At 68.6% G+C, this 15,999-nt stretch carries 13 protein-coding genes and 2 pseudogenes; all 15 read left to right on the forward strand.

The window, feature by feature from the left end; all coding sequences use genetic code 11:
• The first annotated feature begins 49 nt into the window (after positions 1–49).
• The 15 genes and pseudogenes from K2R93_03915 (at position 50) to K2R93_03985 (ending at position 15,955) form a co-directional block, all read left to right on the forward strand.
• A complete protein-coding gene (locus K2R93_03915; protein MBY0488966.1) occupies positions 50–619 on the forward strand; it encodes an OmpH family outer membrane protein in 570 nt (189 codons plus the stop codon).
• Positions 616–1,728 carry a UDP-3-O-(3-hydroxymyristoyl)glucosamine N-acyltransferase gene (lpxD, locus tag K2R93_03920; protein ID MBY0488967.1) on the forward strand — a complete coding sequence of 371 codons (1,113 nt, stop codon included), beginning with the start codon at positions 616–618 and terminating at the stop codon, positions 1,726–1,728. Before K2R93_03915 ends, lpxD begins: the two co-directional genes overlap by 4 nt.
• Entirely contained in the window at positions 1,725–2,993 is a 1,269-nt protein-coding gene (locus K2R93_03925; protein MBY0488968.1) for a bifunctional UDP-3-O-[3-hydroxymyristoyl] N-acetylglucosamine deacetylase/3-hydroxyacyl-ACP dehydratase, read from the forward strand. The genes lpxD and K2R93_03925 overlap by 4 nt, the downstream gene beginning before the upstream one ends.
• A gap of 6 nt (positions 2,994–2,999) precedes the next feature.
• Positions 3,000–3,779 carry an acyl-ACP--UDP-N-acetylglucosamine O-acyltransferase gene (gene lpxA / locus K2R93_03930; protein ID MBY0488969.1) on the forward strand — a complete coding sequence of 260 codons (780 nt, stop codon included), beginning with the start codon at positions 3,000–3,002 and terminating at the stop codon, positions 3,777–3,779.
• Between the two features lie 20 nt (positions 3,780–3,799).
• Positions 3,800–4,852: a Gfo/Idh/MocA family oxidoreductase gene (locus K2R93_03935; GenBank protein MBY0488970.1), complete on the forward strand. Its 1,053-nt coding sequence runs from the start codon at positions 3,800–3,802 to the stop codon at positions 4,850–4,852.
• Positions 4,821–5,963 carry a lipid-A-disaccharide synthase gene (lpxB, locus tag K2R93_03940; protein MBY0488971.1) on the forward strand — a complete coding sequence of 381 codons (1,143 nt, stop codon included), beginning with the start codon at positions 4,821–4,823 and terminating at the stop codon, positions 5,961–5,963. The genes K2R93_03935 and lpxB overlap by 32 nt, the downstream gene beginning before the upstream one ends.
• Positions 5,960–6,649, forward strand: a complete 690-nt coding sequence (locus K2R93_03945; protein MBY0488972.1) for a lysophospholipid acyltransferase family protein — start codon at positions 5,960–5,962, stop codon at positions 6,647–6,649. The genes lpxB and K2R93_03945 overlap by 4 nt, the downstream gene beginning before the upstream one ends.
• On the forward strand, positions 6,646–7,689 hold the full coding sequence (locus K2R93_03950) for a tetraacyldisaccharide 4'-kinase (GenBank protein MBY0488973.1): 1,044 nt from the start codon (positions 6,646–6,648) through the stop codon (positions 7,687–7,689). Before K2R93_03945 ends, K2R93_03950 begins: the two co-directional genes overlap by 4 nt.
• Positions 7,690–7,742: 53 nt before the next feature.
• Positions 7,743–8,144: pseudogene (locus K2R93_03955) on the forward strand (Glu/Leu/Phe/Val dehydrogenase).
• A gap of 126 nt (positions 8,145–8,270) precedes the next feature.
• Positions 8,271–9,053 (forward strand): annotated as a pseudogene (locus K2R93_03960) (Glu/Leu/Phe/Val dehydrogenase).
• Positions 9,054–9,067: 14 nt separating this feature from the next.
• The gene (locus tag K2R93_03965) at positions 9,068–9,532 is read left to right on the forward strand and encodes a 23S rRNA (pseudouridine(1915)-N(3))-methyltransferase RlmH (GenBank protein ID MBY0488974.1); all 465 of its coding nucleotides are present in this window, start codon (positions 9,068–9,070) and stop codon (positions 9,530–9,532) included.
• 73 nt (positions 9,533–9,605) lie between these two features.
• On the forward strand, positions 9,606–11,225 hold the full coding sequence (gene bshC / locus K2R93_03970) for a bacillithiol biosynthesis BshC (GenBank protein ID MBY0488975.1): 1,620 nt from the start codon (positions 9,606–9,608) through the stop codon (positions 11,223–11,225).
• Positions 11,222–12,820: a murein biosynthesis integral membrane protein MurJ gene (gene murJ / locus K2R93_03975; protein MBY0488976.1), complete on the forward strand. Its 1,599-nt coding sequence runs from the start codon at positions 11,222–11,224 to the stop codon at positions 12,818–12,820. The genes bshC and murJ overlap by 4 nt, the downstream gene beginning before the upstream one ends.
• On the forward strand, positions 12,810–14,813 hold the full coding sequence (gene uvrC, locus K2R93_03980) for an excinuclease ABC subunit UvrC (GenBank protein MBY0488977.1): 2,004 nt from the start codon (positions 12,810–12,812) through the stop codon (positions 14,811–14,813). Before murJ ends, uvrC begins: the two co-directional genes overlap by 11 nt.
• On the forward strand, positions 14,810–15,955 hold the full coding sequence (locus K2R93_03985; protein MBY0488978.1) for a threonine synthase: 1,146 nt from the start codon (positions 14,810–14,812) through the stop codon (positions 15,953–15,955). The genes uvrC and K2R93_03985 overlap by 4 nt, the downstream gene beginning before the upstream one ends.
• Positions 15,956–15,999 lie beyond the last annotated feature (44 nt).

Raw genomic sequence — 15,999 nt, forward strand, 5'->3', positions numbered from 1 at the left:
CACTCCTCTCATGCGTTTCTCCTCCTTCGTAGGCGCTTGCGTACTCCTTGTGAGCGCCTCCACTGCGGCTCAGGCCCAGCAGAAGTTCGCGTACGTCAACTCGCAGGCGCTGATGGCCAGCGCGCCCGGGCGCACCGAGGCCGAAGCGGCCTACGAGAAGGAAATGGGCCCGCTGCGCGACAAGATGAACAAGCTGCAGGATTCGCTGCAGGCGTTGCAGGAAGGGTGGGCGAAGGAAGAGCCCACGCTGCAGGGCGCGGCGAAGGAAGCGCGCCTCAAGGTGCTCACCGAGAAGCAGCAGGCCTGGCAGACGCAGGCGCAGAAGCTGCAGGAGCAGGCGCAGACGCGTCAGCAGGAGCTGATGGCGCCGATCATGGACGGCATCCGCAAGGCGCTCGACGATGTGCGCGCTGAAGGCGGCTATGCGTTCATCTTCGACGTGGCCGTCGAGATGCCGTACATCGTGTCGGCCGACAAGAACCTGGACATCACCGACCGCGTGGTGGCCAAGCTGCGTCTGAGCGCCCCGAAGATGGCCGCGCCGGCCACGGCGAAGCCGTCGACGGGTCCGGCCACGGCGCCGGCGGGCATCAGCACCAAGAAGCCGCCCACGGCGTGAGCGATTCGTCGCCCGGCGGGATGACGGTCACGGGCGGCGGTGATGGGCAGGTGCCCATCACCGCCGCTGACGTTGCGGCACAGGTGGGCGGACGCCTCATCGGCGACGGCCAGATTGTGGTGCGCGGGATCGCGCCGCTCGATCGGGCGGGTGCGGACGAGCTCAGCTTCCTCGCGCATCAGCGCTATTACGCGTGGTTCACCGCGTCACGGGCCGGCGTCGTTCTCACGGCGCCCGCGTTCGAGCACGCCGAGGGTGGACCGGTCACGCGCATCATTGTTGACAAGCCCATGGATGCGCTGGTCACGCTGCTGGCGCGGTTCCATCGGCGGGCGCCGCGCGCGGCCGGGGTGCATCCGACGGCGGTCGTGGCTCGCTCCGCCCGCCTTGGCGAGGGCGTCACCATCGATCCCTACGCGGTGATTGGCGAGGACGTGGTGCTCGGTGACGGCTGCTGGATCGGCGACGGCGCCAGCGTCGGCGCCGGCAGTGTGCTCGGGCGCGACGTGCGTCTCTTCCCGCATGCGGTGGTGTATCCGTTCGTCGAGCTGGGCGACCGCGTGGTGTTGCATGCCGGCGCGCAGGTCGGCCGTGAAGGATTCGGCTTCGTGCCGCAGCCGACGGGCGTGGCGCGCATTCCCCACGTCGGGCGCTGCGTGCTGGGGGCGGATGTCGAGATCGGCGCCAACAGCTGCGTGGATCGCGGCAGCGTTGATGATACGATCATTGGCGCCGGCACCAAGATCGACAACCTCGTGCAGATCGGGCACAACGTACGGATTGGCCGCTTCTGCTTCGTGGCCTCGTTGACGGGCATCGCCGGGTCCTCGCGTATTGAGGATGGCGTGCGCATCGGCGGGCAGGTCGGCATCGGCGGGCACCTGACGATCGGCGCGCAGGCGACGATCGCGGCCCAGGCGGGCGTGTTCGGCGATGTCCCGGCGCGGGAAACGTGGTCCGGCTATCCGGCGCGTCCGCACAAGGAGCAGCTGCGCGCGCAGGCGGCGCTTGTGCGGCTGGCCAAGCTCATTCGCCCGCTGGAGCGCCTGCTGGCCTCCCACGAGGCGCCTTCCACCGCCTCGCCGTCTACGCCCGGAGCCTCGGAGTGAGTCGTCGCACCATTGCCGGGGAGGCCGCCGTTGAAGGCATCGGCCTCCATCTGGGCCAACCCTGTCGCCTGACCTTTCGTCCGGCCGCGTCGGGCACGGGCATCGTGTTTCGTCGCGTGGACCTGCCGGAGGCCCCGCTGGTGCCGGCGCGGGTGGACGTCGCGGTTGAGGCCGAGCGGCGCACGCAGCTGGGTACGGGGGCGGCGGCGCTCCACACGGTGGAGCATGTCTTGGCGGCGGTCGGCGGGCTCGCGATCGACGACCTCCTGATCGACATGGACGGCCCGGAGCCGCCCATCATGGACGGCAGCGCGCAGCCCTTCGTGGCGGCGCTCGAGCAGGCCGGGCTGGTGGCGCAGGAGGGCCGCCCCGAGTGGCTGGTGCTGCGCAAGTCGATTCGCGTGGAGGACGGCGAGTCGGTATATGAGGCGCATCCGTGTTTCGGCTGCCATCTCGATGTCTCGATCGATTTTCCGCACCCGCTGATCGGCCCGCAGCGCGGCACCTATCAGGTCACCGAAGCCACGTTCCGCTCGGAGCTCGCGGCGGCGCGGACCTTCGGGTTCCTGCATGAAGTGGACGCGCTGCGCCGAAAGGGATTGATTCAGGGAGCCTCGACGGCGAATGCGGTGGTGATGGACGCCGAGGGGCTGGTGGAGACCACGCTGCGGTGGTCGGATGAATTCGTGCGGCACAAGGCGCTCGATTGCGTGGGCGATCTCGTGCTCGCTGGTGCGCGCCTTCGGGCCCGCATCGTGGCCCACAAACCCAGTCACCGGGGCACTGTTGCCCTGGTGCGCGCGTTGGTGCAACACGCCGTCCGGGAGCCTGCCTTGTACAACATCGAAGACATCATGCAGGTGCTGCCGCACCGCTATCCGTTTCTCCTCGTGGATCGCATCCTCGAGCTCGAGGAAGGCAAGCGGATCGTGGGCCTGAAGAACGTCACGATCAACGAGCCGTTCTTTCAGGGGCACTTCCCCGGACATCCGATCATGCCGGGCGTGCTGATCATCGAAGCCATGGCGCAGGTGGGCGGCATGCTGCTCATGCGCACCGTGCAGGATCCGGCCAGCAAAGTCGTGTACTTCATGACGCTCGACAACGTCAAGTTCCGCCGCCCGGTGAAGCCGGGTGACCAGCTGCGCTTCGAGCTTGAGGTCACCCAGATGCGCGGCGCGATCTGCCGCATGAAGGGCGTGGCGTATGTTGACGGGCAGGTGGCCACCGAGGCGGACATGGCCGCCACCATTCGCGATCGGTAACGCTCAATGTCCAGTGTGAAGATTCACCCCACGGCCATCGTCGATCCGTCGGCCCAGCTGGGCGACGACATCGAGATCGGGCCGTGGGCCATCGTCGGCCCACAGTGCACCCTCGGCACCGGCACGCGCCTCGCGGCTCGCGCCACGCTCGAGCGCAACGTGCGCCTCGGCGAGCGCGTCCACGTGGGCATCGGGGCGATCCTCGGTGGCGATCCACAGGATCTCAAGTATCGCGGCGAAGAGACGTGGGTGGAGATCGGCGACGATACGGCCATTCGTGAGTACGCGACGATCAACCGGGCGACGGCGCACTCGATCACGACGCGGGTGGGGAAGGGCTGTTTCCTCATGAGCTATGTGCATCTCGCGCATGATTGTCACCTGGGCGACTCGGTGATCATCTCGAACGGCACCCAGCTCGCCGGTCATGTGCAGGTCGAGGACAGGGCGATCATCTCGGGGCTCTGCGCCGTGCACCAGTTCGCGCGCATCGGCAAGCACTCGTTCATCGGGGGCTGCTCGCGCGTATCGCAGGACGTGCCTCCGTACGTGCGCGCGGTGGGCAATCCGATCAAGCTGTTCGGTCTGAACTCGGTGGGGCTGCAGCGCAGTGGGTTCGACGACGCCGTGGTCAAGGCGCTCAAGCAGGCCTACCGTTTCTGCTTCCGCTCCGATCTCAACCTGTCGCAGGGCATCGAGAAGGCGCGCGCGGAGATGACGATCATTCCCGAAGTCGATCACTTCCTCACGTTCATCGAAGCCAGTCAGCGCGGCGTCGGGTTCTGAGACCTTCCGAGGCATTTGGCATGACGCAGCAGGGCACCGATCGGCACCAGTTTTCCCGGCCCGGCGCGCCGCGCCTCGGCGTGGTTGGCGCCGGTGGTCTGGGGACGCACCACGTGCGCATCCTGCGCGACCTGTGCGGTGAACGATTCGTCGGCTTCGTCGACGAGAATCCGGCGCGCGCCGCGGAGATCGCAGCCCAGTACGGCGTGTCCGCGTTCCCCTCGCTCGACCGCTTGCTGGATGAGGTCGATGCGGTGTCGGTCGTCGTGCCGACCACGGCGCATCACGCGGTGGCCTCGCAGGCCATCGCGCGCAGTAAGCACGTCTTTGTCGAAAAGCCGTTCACGGTCACGCTCGAGGAAGCCGATGACCTGCTGAGCAAGGCCAAGGCGGCGGGCGTCATCGTGCAGGTCGGGCACGTCGAGCGCTTCAATCGGGCGGTGCGGGCCGCCATGCCGTATGTGGACGGGCCGCGGTTCATCGAAAGCGATCGCCTGGCGCCGTTCAATCCGCGTGGATCGGATGTCGCGGTCGTGCTCGATCTGATGATCCACGATCTCGATCTGGTGCACACACTCGTCGGCACGCGCGTGGCCGATGTGCAGGCCATGGGCATCCCCGTGCTTACCCCGCAGGTGGACATCGCCAATGCGCGGCTGACGTTCGCGAACGGGGCGGTGGCGAACATTACCGCGAGCCGGGTTTCGCGGGAGCGGCTGCGCAAGCTGCGCATCTTTCAACGCAGTGGGTATCTCTCGCTCGACCTCGCCGCCGGCACGGGAGAGTACTTCCGGCTGCGTGGCGACTTCGATCCGATGCAGCTGGCGCGTGCGCCGCGCGCGCTCGAGGACTTCGTGGAGCGAGTCGTCCTCGAGGCGCCGGAAGCGGAACCACTGGTGCTCGAGCTGTCTCAGTTCCTCGGGGCACTGACCGGCCGCAACAAGGTGGCCGTGACCGGCGAGGAAGGGCGCGATGCGCTTGAAGCGGCGCTGCGCATTGTCCACGCGATCGAGCAGGCGCACCAGGTCATGCGCGCGAGTGATGCGGCCGCAGCCGGGGCCGCGCGTGCGTGACGTGCTGTTCGTCGTCGGCGAAGCGTCCGGCGACCTGCACGCAGGCAAAGTGGCGGAGGTGCTGCGGGCCGCGCTCCCCGCGCTGCGCATGCGCGGTGTCGGCGGTGGCCATATGCGGCGCGCCGGGGTGGAGATCCTCGAAGACGTCGAACAGCTGGCCGTGATGGGCTTCGTGGAGGTGCTGCAGCATGTGCCCAAGCACTGGACGCTGCTGCGTCGTATTCGGGCGGAACTCGCCAGTGGTCGGGTCGGGCTGGTGGTGCTGCTCGACTATCCGGGATTCAATCTCAAGGTCGCGGCCGCGGCGAAGGCTGCGGGCGTGCCCGTGCTCTACTACATCACGCCACAGGTGTGGGCCTGGGGGGCGAAACGCCTGCCGGTCATTGCCGACGTCGTGACCAAGGCGGCCTGCATCCTCCCGTTCGAAGAGGCGCTGCTGCGTCAGCATGGCGTCGATGCCACCTTCGTTGGGCATCCGCTCCTCGACCGCGCCCAATCGTTGCCGTCGCGCGCGGAGGCGCGTGCGCAACTTGGGCTCGACCCGGACGCGCCCGTCCTTGCCGTCTTCCCCGGCAGTCGCCGCGCCGAGATTGAGCGGCATCTCGTGCCGTTCATCGACGCGGCGCGCGCCGTGCAGGCGCGCCGCCCGGACGTGCAGGTCGTCGTGGGCGTGGCGCCCACGGTCCGTATTGATCCGTCGCAGTGCCCGTTTCCGCTGGTGCAGGGTGCTTCGTTCGTGGTCCAGCGCGCCGCCACGGCCGGCATCCTGAAGAGCGGCACGAACACGCTCGAAGCGGCGGTGGCCGGCTTGCCGCACGTGATCGGCTATCGCACGAATCCGATCACCTTCGCCATTGCAAAGCGCCTGGTGAAGATCCCGCACATCGGCCTGGTGAATGTCGTCGCGGGGCGCGAAGTCTCGCGCGAGTTTGTGCAGGATGCCTTCGTGCCCGAGCGCGTAGCCGATGCGGTGTTGCCGCTGCTCGATGCCGCGAGCGCAGCCCGCCGTGAGGCCGAGGCCGGACTCGAGGCCGTGCGCGGCAAGCTGGGAACGCCGGGGGCGTCGGCGCGGGTCGCGACGCTCATCCGGCAGTTGCTCGGGAACGCATGAGCCAAAGTGACACGCCGCCGCGCGCGCTCGATTGGAAGACGCGGCTCGCGATCACGCTGGGCGGATGGCTCGTGCGCGGACTCGCGCGCACGTGGCGCTATCGCGTGGTGGGCAACGAGGCGCTGCTGGCGCGCGTGCCGGGCACGCAGCCGGTCGTCTACACGCTGTGGCACGGACAGATGTTGCCCACGCTCTTCGCGCACCGGTTCCGCACGGGCGTGCTCATCAGCGAGCACAAGGACGGGGAGATCATCACGCGTATCGTCTCGCTGTTCGGCATGTTCGGCGTGCGCGGCTCGAGTTCGCGGGGCGGCACCCGTGCGTTGTTGGAGGCGGTGCGTGTGGTGGAGCAGGGCGCCGATATGGCGTTCACGCCGGACGGTCCGCGCGGGCCGCGGCACAGCTTCGCGCAGGGGGCGCTGATTCTGGCGCACCGGGCCAAGGTCCCGGTGGTGTTCATTCTGGCGCACACCGATCAGAAGTGGCAGCTGAAGAGCTGGGATGGTTTCGAGATCCCGAAGCCGTTCGCCCGCATCACCGTGCTGTACACGCCGCCGATCACGCTGGATGATCCCGATGTGCGTCAGGCCGCGGCGCGGAGCGACGAGTTTCAGGCGCGCATGATGGACGCGTTGCGCGAGGTCGAGCGCCTCCACCATGACCCCGCGGGGCGCCCGACGTCATGACCGCGCTCCGGCGGTTCGCCGAGTGGACCTGGTACGACGAGCAGGTGGCGTCGGCGGTCGTGCGCGCGGCCTTGACCCCACCGGCGTGGCTGTTCGGCCGGATCGTGCAGGCGCGCAACGAGCGGTTCGATGGACAGGCCGCGGTGGCGGCACCCATTCCTGCGGTCTCGGTCGGCAATCTGACGGTGGGAGGCACCGGTAAGACGCCGATCTCGTCGTGGTTCGCGGCCCGGCTGCGTGCCCGCGGCGCGAACCCGACGTTGGTGCTGCGCGGCTACGGCGATGACGAGTGGCGGGTGCACGAGTTGCTCACGCCCGATGTTCCGGTGCGCGTGTCGCCCGACCGACTCGCTGCGCTGCAGGCGGCGCGCAGCGCAGGGCATGACTGCGCCGTGCTCGACGATGCGTTCCAGCACCGCCGGGCCCCACGGGTGGCCGATGTGGTCCTGGTGAGTGCCGACCGCTGGAATGGGCGCGTGGACCTGCTCCCCGCCGGGCCCTATCGCGAACCCTTCCGCAACCTGTCGCGCGCCACGGCGGTGATCGTCACCGTCAAGGCGGCGGATGCGGCCCGGGTGGAGGCGGTTTGCGCCCGCATTTCCGGGATCCCGACCCGCGACGGCGGCACTCATACGCCCGCGGTGGTCCGCCTCATGCCGGATGCGCTGCACGATGCGCGCGCGGCGGCGGGCGCGGCCCCCCGCCCCCTGTCCACGCTGGCCGGGACGCGGGTCGTGGCCCTCTCCGCGATCGCCGATCCGGCGGCCTTTGCGCAACAGTTGCGGGACTGCGGCGCTCAGGTCGTGCACGACCTGCGGTTTCCCGATCACCATGGCTTTTCGGCCACGGATGTGACCGGTGTTTCTCGCGTGTTACACGGTGCCGATCTGGTGGTCTGTACGTTGAAGGACGCCGTGAAGCTGGCCGCCCTCTGGCCTCGCGAAGCGACGCCGCTTTGGTATGTTTCTCAGACCGTCGTGGTTGATCGAGGCGCCGAGGTCCTGGAGCGGGAGTGTGACCGGGTTCTGGCGGCGCGCTGACTACGACACTCCCACCGCCGGCCTGCCCGGCAAAAAAACCGACTCCCCGCCTCATGGCCATCGATCTGCTGCGCCTGCCGACGGACAGCATCGTTCGTCCGGACAAGGACCGCTTTCTTCAGGAAGAGAATCCGTTCGAAGCGATGATGTCGCGCTTCGACCGCGCCGCCGAACTGCTCGATCTCGAGCCCGGCATCTACAAGATCCTGCGCAATCCCGAAAAGCAGTTGACCGTCTCGATTCCCGTGCAGCTCGACAACGGCGATGTCGAGGTGTTCATCGGGTATCGCGTGCTCTACAACACGTCGCGCGGCCCCGCCAAGGGTGGAATCCGCTTCGACATGAATGTCACGCTGGAAGAGGTGAAGGCCCTCGCCGCCTGGATGACGTGGAAGTGCGCCGTCGTGAATCTGCCGTTCGGTGGTGCGAAGGGTGGCGTGATCTGCGACCCGCTCTCGATGAGCGTGGGTGAACTCGAGCGCGTGACGCGCCGCTACACCAAGGGCATCATCTCGCTGCTCGGGCCGGACACCGACGTGCCGGCGCCGGACGTCAACACGAACGAACGCGTGATGGCGTGGGTCATGGACACGTACTCCATGCATGTCGGGCGCACCGAGAACGCGGTCGTCACCGGCAAGCCGGTGGAGATGGGGGGCTCGCTGGGCCGCAAGGAGGCGACCGGTCGCGGCTGCATGCTCGTCACGCGCGAAGCGCTGCAGCATCTCGGCATGTCCATGAAGGGCGCCACGGTGGCCGTGCAGGGCTTCGGCAACGTGGGTTCCACGGCGGCCACGCTGATGGCGCGCGAAGGGTGCAAGATCGTGGGCATCAGCGATCGCACCGGCGCGTACTACAACGCGAATGGCATCGATGTGGACGCGGCGAATGCGCACGTGCGTCAGCATCGCACGCTCGAAGGGTTCAAGGGCGGTGACGCGATCGATCCCGAGGAGCTGCTCACGCTCGAAGTGGACGTGCTCGTGCCGGCGGCCCTCGAGAACGTGATCACCACCAAGAATGCGCCGAAGATCCGCGCGAAGGTCATCTGCGAAGGCGCCAACGGGCCGACGACCGCGGCGGCCGATCCGATTCTCGACGAGAAGGGGATCTTCGTCATCCCCGACATCCTCGCGAACGCTGGCGGTGTGACCGTGTCGTACTTCGAGTGGGTGCAGGACCGCATGGGGTACTTCTGGTCCGAGGCGACGGTCAACGAGCGGCTCGCCGACATCATGACCCGCAGCTTTGCCGACGTGCTGCAGCTCAGCAAGCAGCACAAGGTGAACATGCGCACGGCGGCCTACATGCTCTCGATCAGCCGCGTGGCCACCGTGCATCGCCTGCGCGGCATCTACGCCTGATCGCCGCCTGATTCGTGAAGGTGTCGGTTGTGGTCATCGGCCGGCCTCGCCATGCGGGGCTGGCCGATGCCATTCAGGACTATGAGACCCGCGCGGCGCGCTACTGGCCGCTCGAGGTGGCGGAGGTGCGCGAGGAACCCGGCCGCGGCCTGACGCCGGAGGTGGTGCGCGACCGGGAGGCGACGCGGTTGGCTGAGCGGTTGCCGTCGGATGCCCTGGTGGTGGCGTGCGATCCCGGGGGCGTCGTGATGGAGTCGGAGCCCTTCGCGCGCTGGCTCCAGCAGTGCCGGGATGAGGCGCGGAGCGTGGCCTTCGTGATTGGCGGCGCGCACGGGCTCGGGCCGGCCATTCGCGGCCGGGCGGCCCGGCGGCTCTCACTAGCGCCCTGGACGCTCCCCCACGAGGTTGCTCGACTAGTTTTGGCGGAGCAGCTCTACCGGGCGGGCACGATCATGCGCGGCGAGCCGTACCACAAGTAATCTTTGGTATCGTCGAGATCCGGGCCGTTGGAACGAGGAGCAACGCGTGAACGCAGGCAGCGCTGAGGAGGGCATGGCCGGGCGTGTCCCGGAGGGACTGCGCATTCGGCGCGCGCCCCTGGGCGGCAGCGCGCTCTCGCAGGCCGCGCAGCGCGGCGAGCTGGCCGCGTGGTACGCCCGATGTCCACGCACCAACGCCGACTGGCGTTCGCATGCGGCGGCGGTTCGGCAGGCGTCGCCGGCCGACTGGCTGACGCCGCTGGCCGCCGCCTTCGCGGCGACCGGGGCGGCGGCCGACCGCCTGACCCGTGCGGCCGCCGGGGGCGTCCTTGTGACGACCGGGCAACAGCCGGGGCTCTTCGGCGGACCGGCCTACACGTTCAGCAAGGCCATGAGCGCGCTCGCGCTGGCCGACGCGCTGGAACCGGTGCTCGGCGTTCCGGTGGCCCCCGTCTTCTGGGCGGCGACGGACGACGCCGATTGGATGGAAGCGGCGGTCACATCGTTTGCGACTACGCGCGGCGTCGTGAGCGCGCAGTTGATGGGCCCCGCCACCGAAGGGGTGGCGATGTCGGAGGTCCCGCTCGGGGACCTGTCCACGGCCCGCGCCGCGTTGACCTCGGCCTGTGGGTCGGCGGCGCACGCTACGGTGCTCGAGCTGATCGACACCGCCTACGTACCGCACGCCACCATCGGCGGGGCGTATCTGCAGCTGCTGCGCGCGTTGTTGGAGCCGCTGGGCATCGCTGTTCTCGATGCGTCGCATCCGGCCCTGCGCACCGCGGCCGATCCGTTTTTGCGGCAGGCGCTGCGCCGGGCCGGGGCGGTGCAGAGCGCCCTGCAGGCGCGCACGCACGCCATCACGGCGGCCGGGTACGCGCCGCAGGTCGATGTCGTGGATGGGCTTTCGCTGGTGTTCCGCACCCAACTCGAAAGCCAGCAGGGCGTGGCACAGCGCACACGCGAGCGCGTGCCGCTCGACAGTGCCGCCACGGTGGCCCGCGAAGCGGAGGTGGGCACGCTCGGCGCCAACGTGTTGCTGCGCCCGGTGCTCGAACGTGCCTTGCTGCCGACCGTGTGTTATCTCGCCGGCCCCGGTGAGTACGCCTACTTCGCCCAAGTCGCTCCGGTGGCGGAGGCGCTGGAGGCCGCCGCACCGGTCGCCGCGCCGCGCTGGGCGTGTGAAGTCGTGGAGACGCGCGCGTTGGAGCATCAAGCCGCGCTCGGGCTCGATGATGCGGCGCTGCGCGATCCACATGCGGCCGAGCAGATTCTGGCGCGCGCACGGCTCGACGAAAACGTGGCGGACACGTTCGAGCGCCTGCGGGTCACGCTCGATGCACAGGTGCGCACGCTCGGGGAATCGTTGGCCGGCGAGGAGTCGCCCGTCGCTCCCGAAACGGTGCAGGGGCTCTCGCGAGACCTGACGCATACCCTCGACCGGTTCGAGCGGCGCTTGCTGGCGGGCGTCAAGCGCCGTGAGACGGAGGCGATGCGTGAGGTCGCCGCCGTGCGGGCGGCACTGCGCCCCAATGGCGCCTCGCCGGAGCGCGTGCTCAATCTGATGCCGATCCTCGTGCGTTATGGGACGGGCGTGCTGACCGCCATGGCCGACGCGGCGGCGGAGCATGCAGCGGCGTTGGTGCATGGCGATGCCGCGGCACCGGTAGCGGAGACCGCAGGCGCGTCATGAGCGGACGTGAGGGCGGACGCTCGGCGTTCGTCGTCGGCGCAGGGATCCTCGTCAGTCGCCTCATGGGACTGGTGCGCAACTACGTGGTCACGTCGGCGTTCGGTCTCAATGCGGTGACCGACGCCTACAACACCGCGTTCAAGATTCCCAATGCCGTGCGCAACCTGCTCGGCGAAGGCACAATGTCGGCGTCCTTCGTGCCGGTGTACAGTGGGCTCCTCGCCCGTGGTGATGAGCGCGGGGCGCGCGCGCTGGCAAACGCGATGCTCGGGTTGCTGCTGGCGGCCGTCTCGGTGCTCACGCTCGTGGGTATCGTGTCGGCGCCGCTCCTCACGCGGGTGTTTGCGACGGGCTTCCAGGGCGAAACCGCCGAGCTCACGACCCGACTGACCCGAATCCTGTTCCCCATGACCGGTGTCATGGTGTTGAGCGGCTGGTGTCTCGGCGTGCAGAACGCCCATCGCCGTTTCTTCTGGAGCTATGCGAGCGCGGCCATGTGGTCGCTGGTGCAGATCGTGGTGCTGCTGATCGGCGGTCCGCGCGCGGCCGACGCGGTGCAATTGGTGACGTGGCTCGCCTGGGCCACCCTCGGCGGTGCGCTGCTGCAGATCGCTGCACAACTGCCGGAGGTGCTGCGGCTTGCTGGCCCGCTGCGCCCCACGCTGGACCGCACCGTGACGGGCGTCGTGCAGACGCTCCGGAATGTCGTGCCGGTGGTGACGGCGCTCGGCGCCGTGCAGGTGTCGAGCTTCATCGACCTGTGGATCGCTTCGTATCTCCCCGAGGGTGCGGTGACGAGCATGACGCTCGCGAACAACATCGCGCTGCTCCCGGTGTCGTTGTTCGGTGTGTCGGTGGCCGCCGCGGCGCTGCCGGAGTTCTCTCGGGAGTCGGGGACGCAGGCGATGGACGCGCTGCGCGAGCGACTCCGCGGGGGCTGGCAGCGCATTCTCTTCTACATCGTACCCAGCGCCCTCGCATTCATTGCGCTCGGCAACTACATCGTGGGCATGCTGTATCGTGGCGGCGAGTTCACCGCCGCGAATCAGCACACGGTGCACATCGTGTTGGGAGCGTTCGCCGTGGGGCTGGGCAGCTTTGCGTCGGTGAAGCTGCTGGCGTCGTGCCACTACGCGCTGCAGGACTACAAGACGCCGTTGCGCGCGTCGCTCACGAGCATTGTCGTGTCGGCCATTGCGTCGGTCGTGCTGGCCTACGCCCTCCGCCATACCACGTACGCTGCCGCCGGTATCGCGCTCGGCACGTCGCTCGGATCGTATACCAACCTGAGTATCCTCATGCGCGGGCTGCGCGCGCGACTCGGGACCATCTACACGCCCGCCATGTGGCAGGGCACCCGACGCATCGCCCTGGCCACGGCCGCGGCCACCGGGGTCGGCGTCACGGGCATGCTGGCGCAGCAGCAGTGGGCGCCGGATCTGCATACGCGCCTCGCGGGGATCCCGGTGCTGATGGCGTTCGGGCTCACGTATCTCGTGGTGGCCTGGTGGATGGGCTCGGCCGAGGCGGCACGATGGCTGCGTCAGCGTCCGCGGGGGCGCGCGGCGACCGCCGGAGCGGCCAATGAGCAGTGAGACGGGGCCGCACGTCCCGGTTGGTGGTGGCGTGCAGGAGCAGAGCATCGAACAGTTGCCGCTGCCCGACGACGAGTGGACCCGAGCCGCCCTCGCACGGGGCATGCCCGAGCGCGTCGCGCGTCGCTTGCCGCATCTGGCTGATGGCCCGGGCGTGTACCTGTGGAAGGATGCCGACGGTGCGGTGCTGTACGTGGGCAAGGCCAAGCGGCTTCGCAGTCGCGTGCGCAGTTACTGGACGCAGGATCACGAGACGAGCCCCAAGACGCGCGGACTGCTGCGGAAGGTGCGCGACCTCGACACGATCGTGGTGCCGAGTGAAGCGCATGCGCTCATTCTCGAAGCCACGCTGATCAAGGAGTATCGCCCGCGCTTCAACATTGCGCTGCGCGACGACAAGTCGTACCCGTACATCAAGGTCACGGTGCAGGAGCCGTTCCCGCGGGTGATCGTAACGCGGCGCCTGCTCGAAGATGGCGCGCGGTATTTCGGACCGTACACCGACGTGGGCGCGATGCGACGCGCCCTCAATGTGGTGAAGCGGATCTTCACGGTCCGTTCGTGCCACTACGCGCTGCCGCGTGAGGCACCGGAGCGGCCCTGTCTCGACTACTTCATCAAGCGATGCAAGGCCCCGTGCGTGGGCTATCAGTCCGTCGAGGACTACCGCACGATGATCGATGAAGTCGTGTGGTTCCTCGAGGGCCGCACCGGTGAGGTCGTGCGTCAGATCAAGTCGCGCATGCTCGAGGCGTCCGAGCGACTCGACTTCGAGACGGCCGGCGAGTTACGCGACGCGCTCCGGCATCTCGAGAAGATGGAAGAGCCCACGGTGGTGCTCGAGGTGGAAGGCGGAGACCGCGACGTGGTGGGCTATGCCCGCGATGGCGAAGATGCGTGCGTGGTGATTCTGCGTATTCGCGGTGGCAAGCTGCTGGCGCGCGATCATCGCCTGCTCGAGCATGCTGAGGGCGAGGAGGATGAGAGCGTACTCGCCGCCTGTCTGGCGCAGTGGTATCGCACCGCCGAGGCGCGCGCGGCCGATCTGCTGGTGCCGTTCGACTTCCCGGATCGCGAGATGTTGGAGGCGTCGCTCGAGGGCACCCACATTCGCGTGCCGCAGCGTGGCTCGCGCCGGGCGCTCGTGGATCTGGCCGATCAGAACGCGCGGCATCTGCTCGAAGAGTTCAAGCTGGCGTCGCTCGAGGCGGACGAACGCGCGGCCGATCCAGTCTACGAGCTGCAGCGTGAACTTGGGTTGCCGCGTTTGCCGCGGTCGCTCGTGTGCTTCGATATCTCGCACGCGCAGGGCACCGATGTCGTGGCCAGTGCGGTGTGGTTCGAGAACGCGCGCCCCAAGCGCAGTGAGTACCGCAAGTTCAAGATCCAGATCTTCGAAGGCAACGACGACTTCAAGTCGATGCATGAAGTCGTGACCCGGTTCTTCCGACGCCGGCTTGACGAAGAGAAGCCGCTTCCCGATCTCGCCGTGATCGACGGGGGCAAGGGGCAGCTGGGCATGGCGCGCGACGCGCTCGATGCGCTGGGCGTCACCCAGATCGGTCTCATCAGCCTGGCGAAGAAGGATGAAGAGATCTTCCTGCCCGGACAGTCGGACCCGGTTCGACTGCCCCGACGGTCACCCGCGTTGCGCATGCTGCAACAGGCGCGCGATGAAGCGCACCGGTTTGCGATCACGTTCCAGCGACAGAAGCGCGCGGCGCGTACGATCACATCAGAACTGCTCAAGATCCCGGGGATTGGCCCCAACAAGCGTCGCGCGCTCCTGCACGTCTTTGGCAGTGTGCAGGGCGTCAAGGACGCCAGTGTTGAGGCGATCGCTGCCGTTCCGGGATTTGGCGAGACCTCGGCGCGCAAGGTCCTGCAGGCGCTGGGGGTCGAGCTTCCGGTAGCACCGGCCCCCGACATCGCGGCTGCAGCACCACCGCCGTCATCCGACCTCGTTTCCGACTCTCCTTCCCCCTCCGAATGACCACGTTCACCTGGACGCTCCGCTGCTCGGCGTGTGATACCGAGGTTCCCGTCGCCGGCGCCTCGCTGTGCCCGGCCTGTCATCAGCCGCTGTTCGCGCGCTACGCTCCGGTGCCCAAGGGCACCCCGTTGGCGCCGCGGTGGGATATGTGGCGGTACACGCCCTTCCTGCCGCTGCTCGCCGGTGAGACGCCGGTGTCGCTCGGCGAAGGGCTCACGCCGCTGATTCCGTCGCCGGAGTTGGCGAAGGCGGTTGGCGTGCGCGCGCTGTGGATCAAGGACGAGAGCCAGAACCCGACGGGCTCGTTCAAGGCGCGGGGCATGAGTGCGGCGGTCACCCGCGCGAAGGCGGCCGGGGTGCCGGGCATCGTCGTGCCGACCGCCGGCAACGCCGGGGCCGCGCTCGCGGCGTATGGCGCGGCCGCGGGGGTGCCGATTCGCGTATACGCCCCCCGCACGACTCCTCGGCCGATTCTCGATACGATCGAGGCCATGGGGGCGGAGCTCATTCGCATTGACGGCCATATCGGCGATGCCGGCAAGATGTCACTCGCCTTTGCGGCCGAGTCCGGCTACGTCGCCATCTCGACGCTGCGCGAGCCCTATCGCGCGGAGGGGATGAAGACGATGGGCTTCGAGCTGGCCGAGCAGCTGGGCTGGCGCATCCCGGACGTCATCGTCTATCCGACCGGGGGCGGGGAAGGGACCGTGGGGATCTGGAAGGCCTTCCAGGAGCTCGCGGCGGGTGGGTGGATCGACGCCGCGCGGGTCCAGCCGCAGTACGTCGTCGCGCAGGCGGCCGGGTGTGCGCCCATTGCGCGGGCCTTCGCGGCGGGCGCCGAGAAGGCGGAACCGTGGGTCGATCCGGTGACCTACGCGGCCGGTCTTCGCGTACCGTCGCCGCTCGGCGACCGCATCCTCCTGCGGGTCCTTCGCGAGACGAATGGCGTCGCCGGAACGGCCTCCGAGGAGGCGATCAAGGAGTGGACGTTCCGGGTCGCGAAGGCCACGGGCGTGGACTCCGCGCCAGAGGACGGCTGCGCCCTCTCCGTGCTCCGCGATGCGGTGCAGGCCGGCACGGTGAGCGCCGACGCCGAGGTGGTGGTGTTCAATACCGGCAGCGGGGCGTCGTACCGCCAGTAAAGCGGGTTGGTTCGCGGCGCCGAAGTCCATGCAATTGATTGACT

The sequence above is a fragment of the Gemmatimonadaceae bacterium genome, from assembly GCA_019752115.1.
Lineage (GTDB): Bacteria > Gemmatimonadota > Gemmatimonadetes > Gemmatimonadales > Gemmatimonadaceae > Gemmatimonas.

Bases quoted from the DNA above. Each gene is read 5' to 3' on its own strand.
- lpxA (MBY0488969.1), top strand. From the start codon at position 3,000: ATGTCCAGTGTGAAGATTCACCCCACGGCCATCGTCGATCCGTCGGCC.
- K2R93_03935 (MBY0488970.1), top strand. From the start codon at position 3,800: ATGACGCAGCAGGGCACCGATCGGCACCAGTTTTCCCGGCCCGGCGCG.
- lpxB (MBY0488971.1), top strand. From the start codon at position 4,821: ATGCGGCCGCAGCCGGGGCCGCGCGTGCGTGACGTGCTGTTCGTCGTC.
- K2R93_03945 (MBY0488972.1), top strand. From the start codon at position 5,960: ATGAGCCAAAGTGACACGCCGCCGCGCGCGCTCGATTGGAAGACGCGG.
- K2R93_03950 (MBY0488973.1), top strand. From the start codon at position 6,646: ATGACCGCGCTCCGGCGGTTCGCCGAGTGGACCTGGTACGACGAGCAG.
- bshC (MBY0488975.1), top strand. From the start codon at position 9,606: ATGGCCGGGCGTGTCCCGGAGGGACTGCGCATTCGGCGCGCGCCCCTG.
- murJ (MBY0488976.1), top strand. From the start codon at position 11,222: ATGAGCGGACGTGAGGGCGGACGCTCGGCGTTCGTCGTCGGCGCAGGG.
- uvrC (MBY0488977.1), top strand. From the start codon at position 12,810: ATGAGCAGTGAGACGGGGCCGCACGTCCCGGTTGGTGGTGGCGTGCAG.
- K2R93_03985 (MBY0488978.1), top strand. From the start codon at position 14,810: ATGACCACGTTCACCTGGACGCTCCGCTGCTCGGCGTGTGATACCGAG.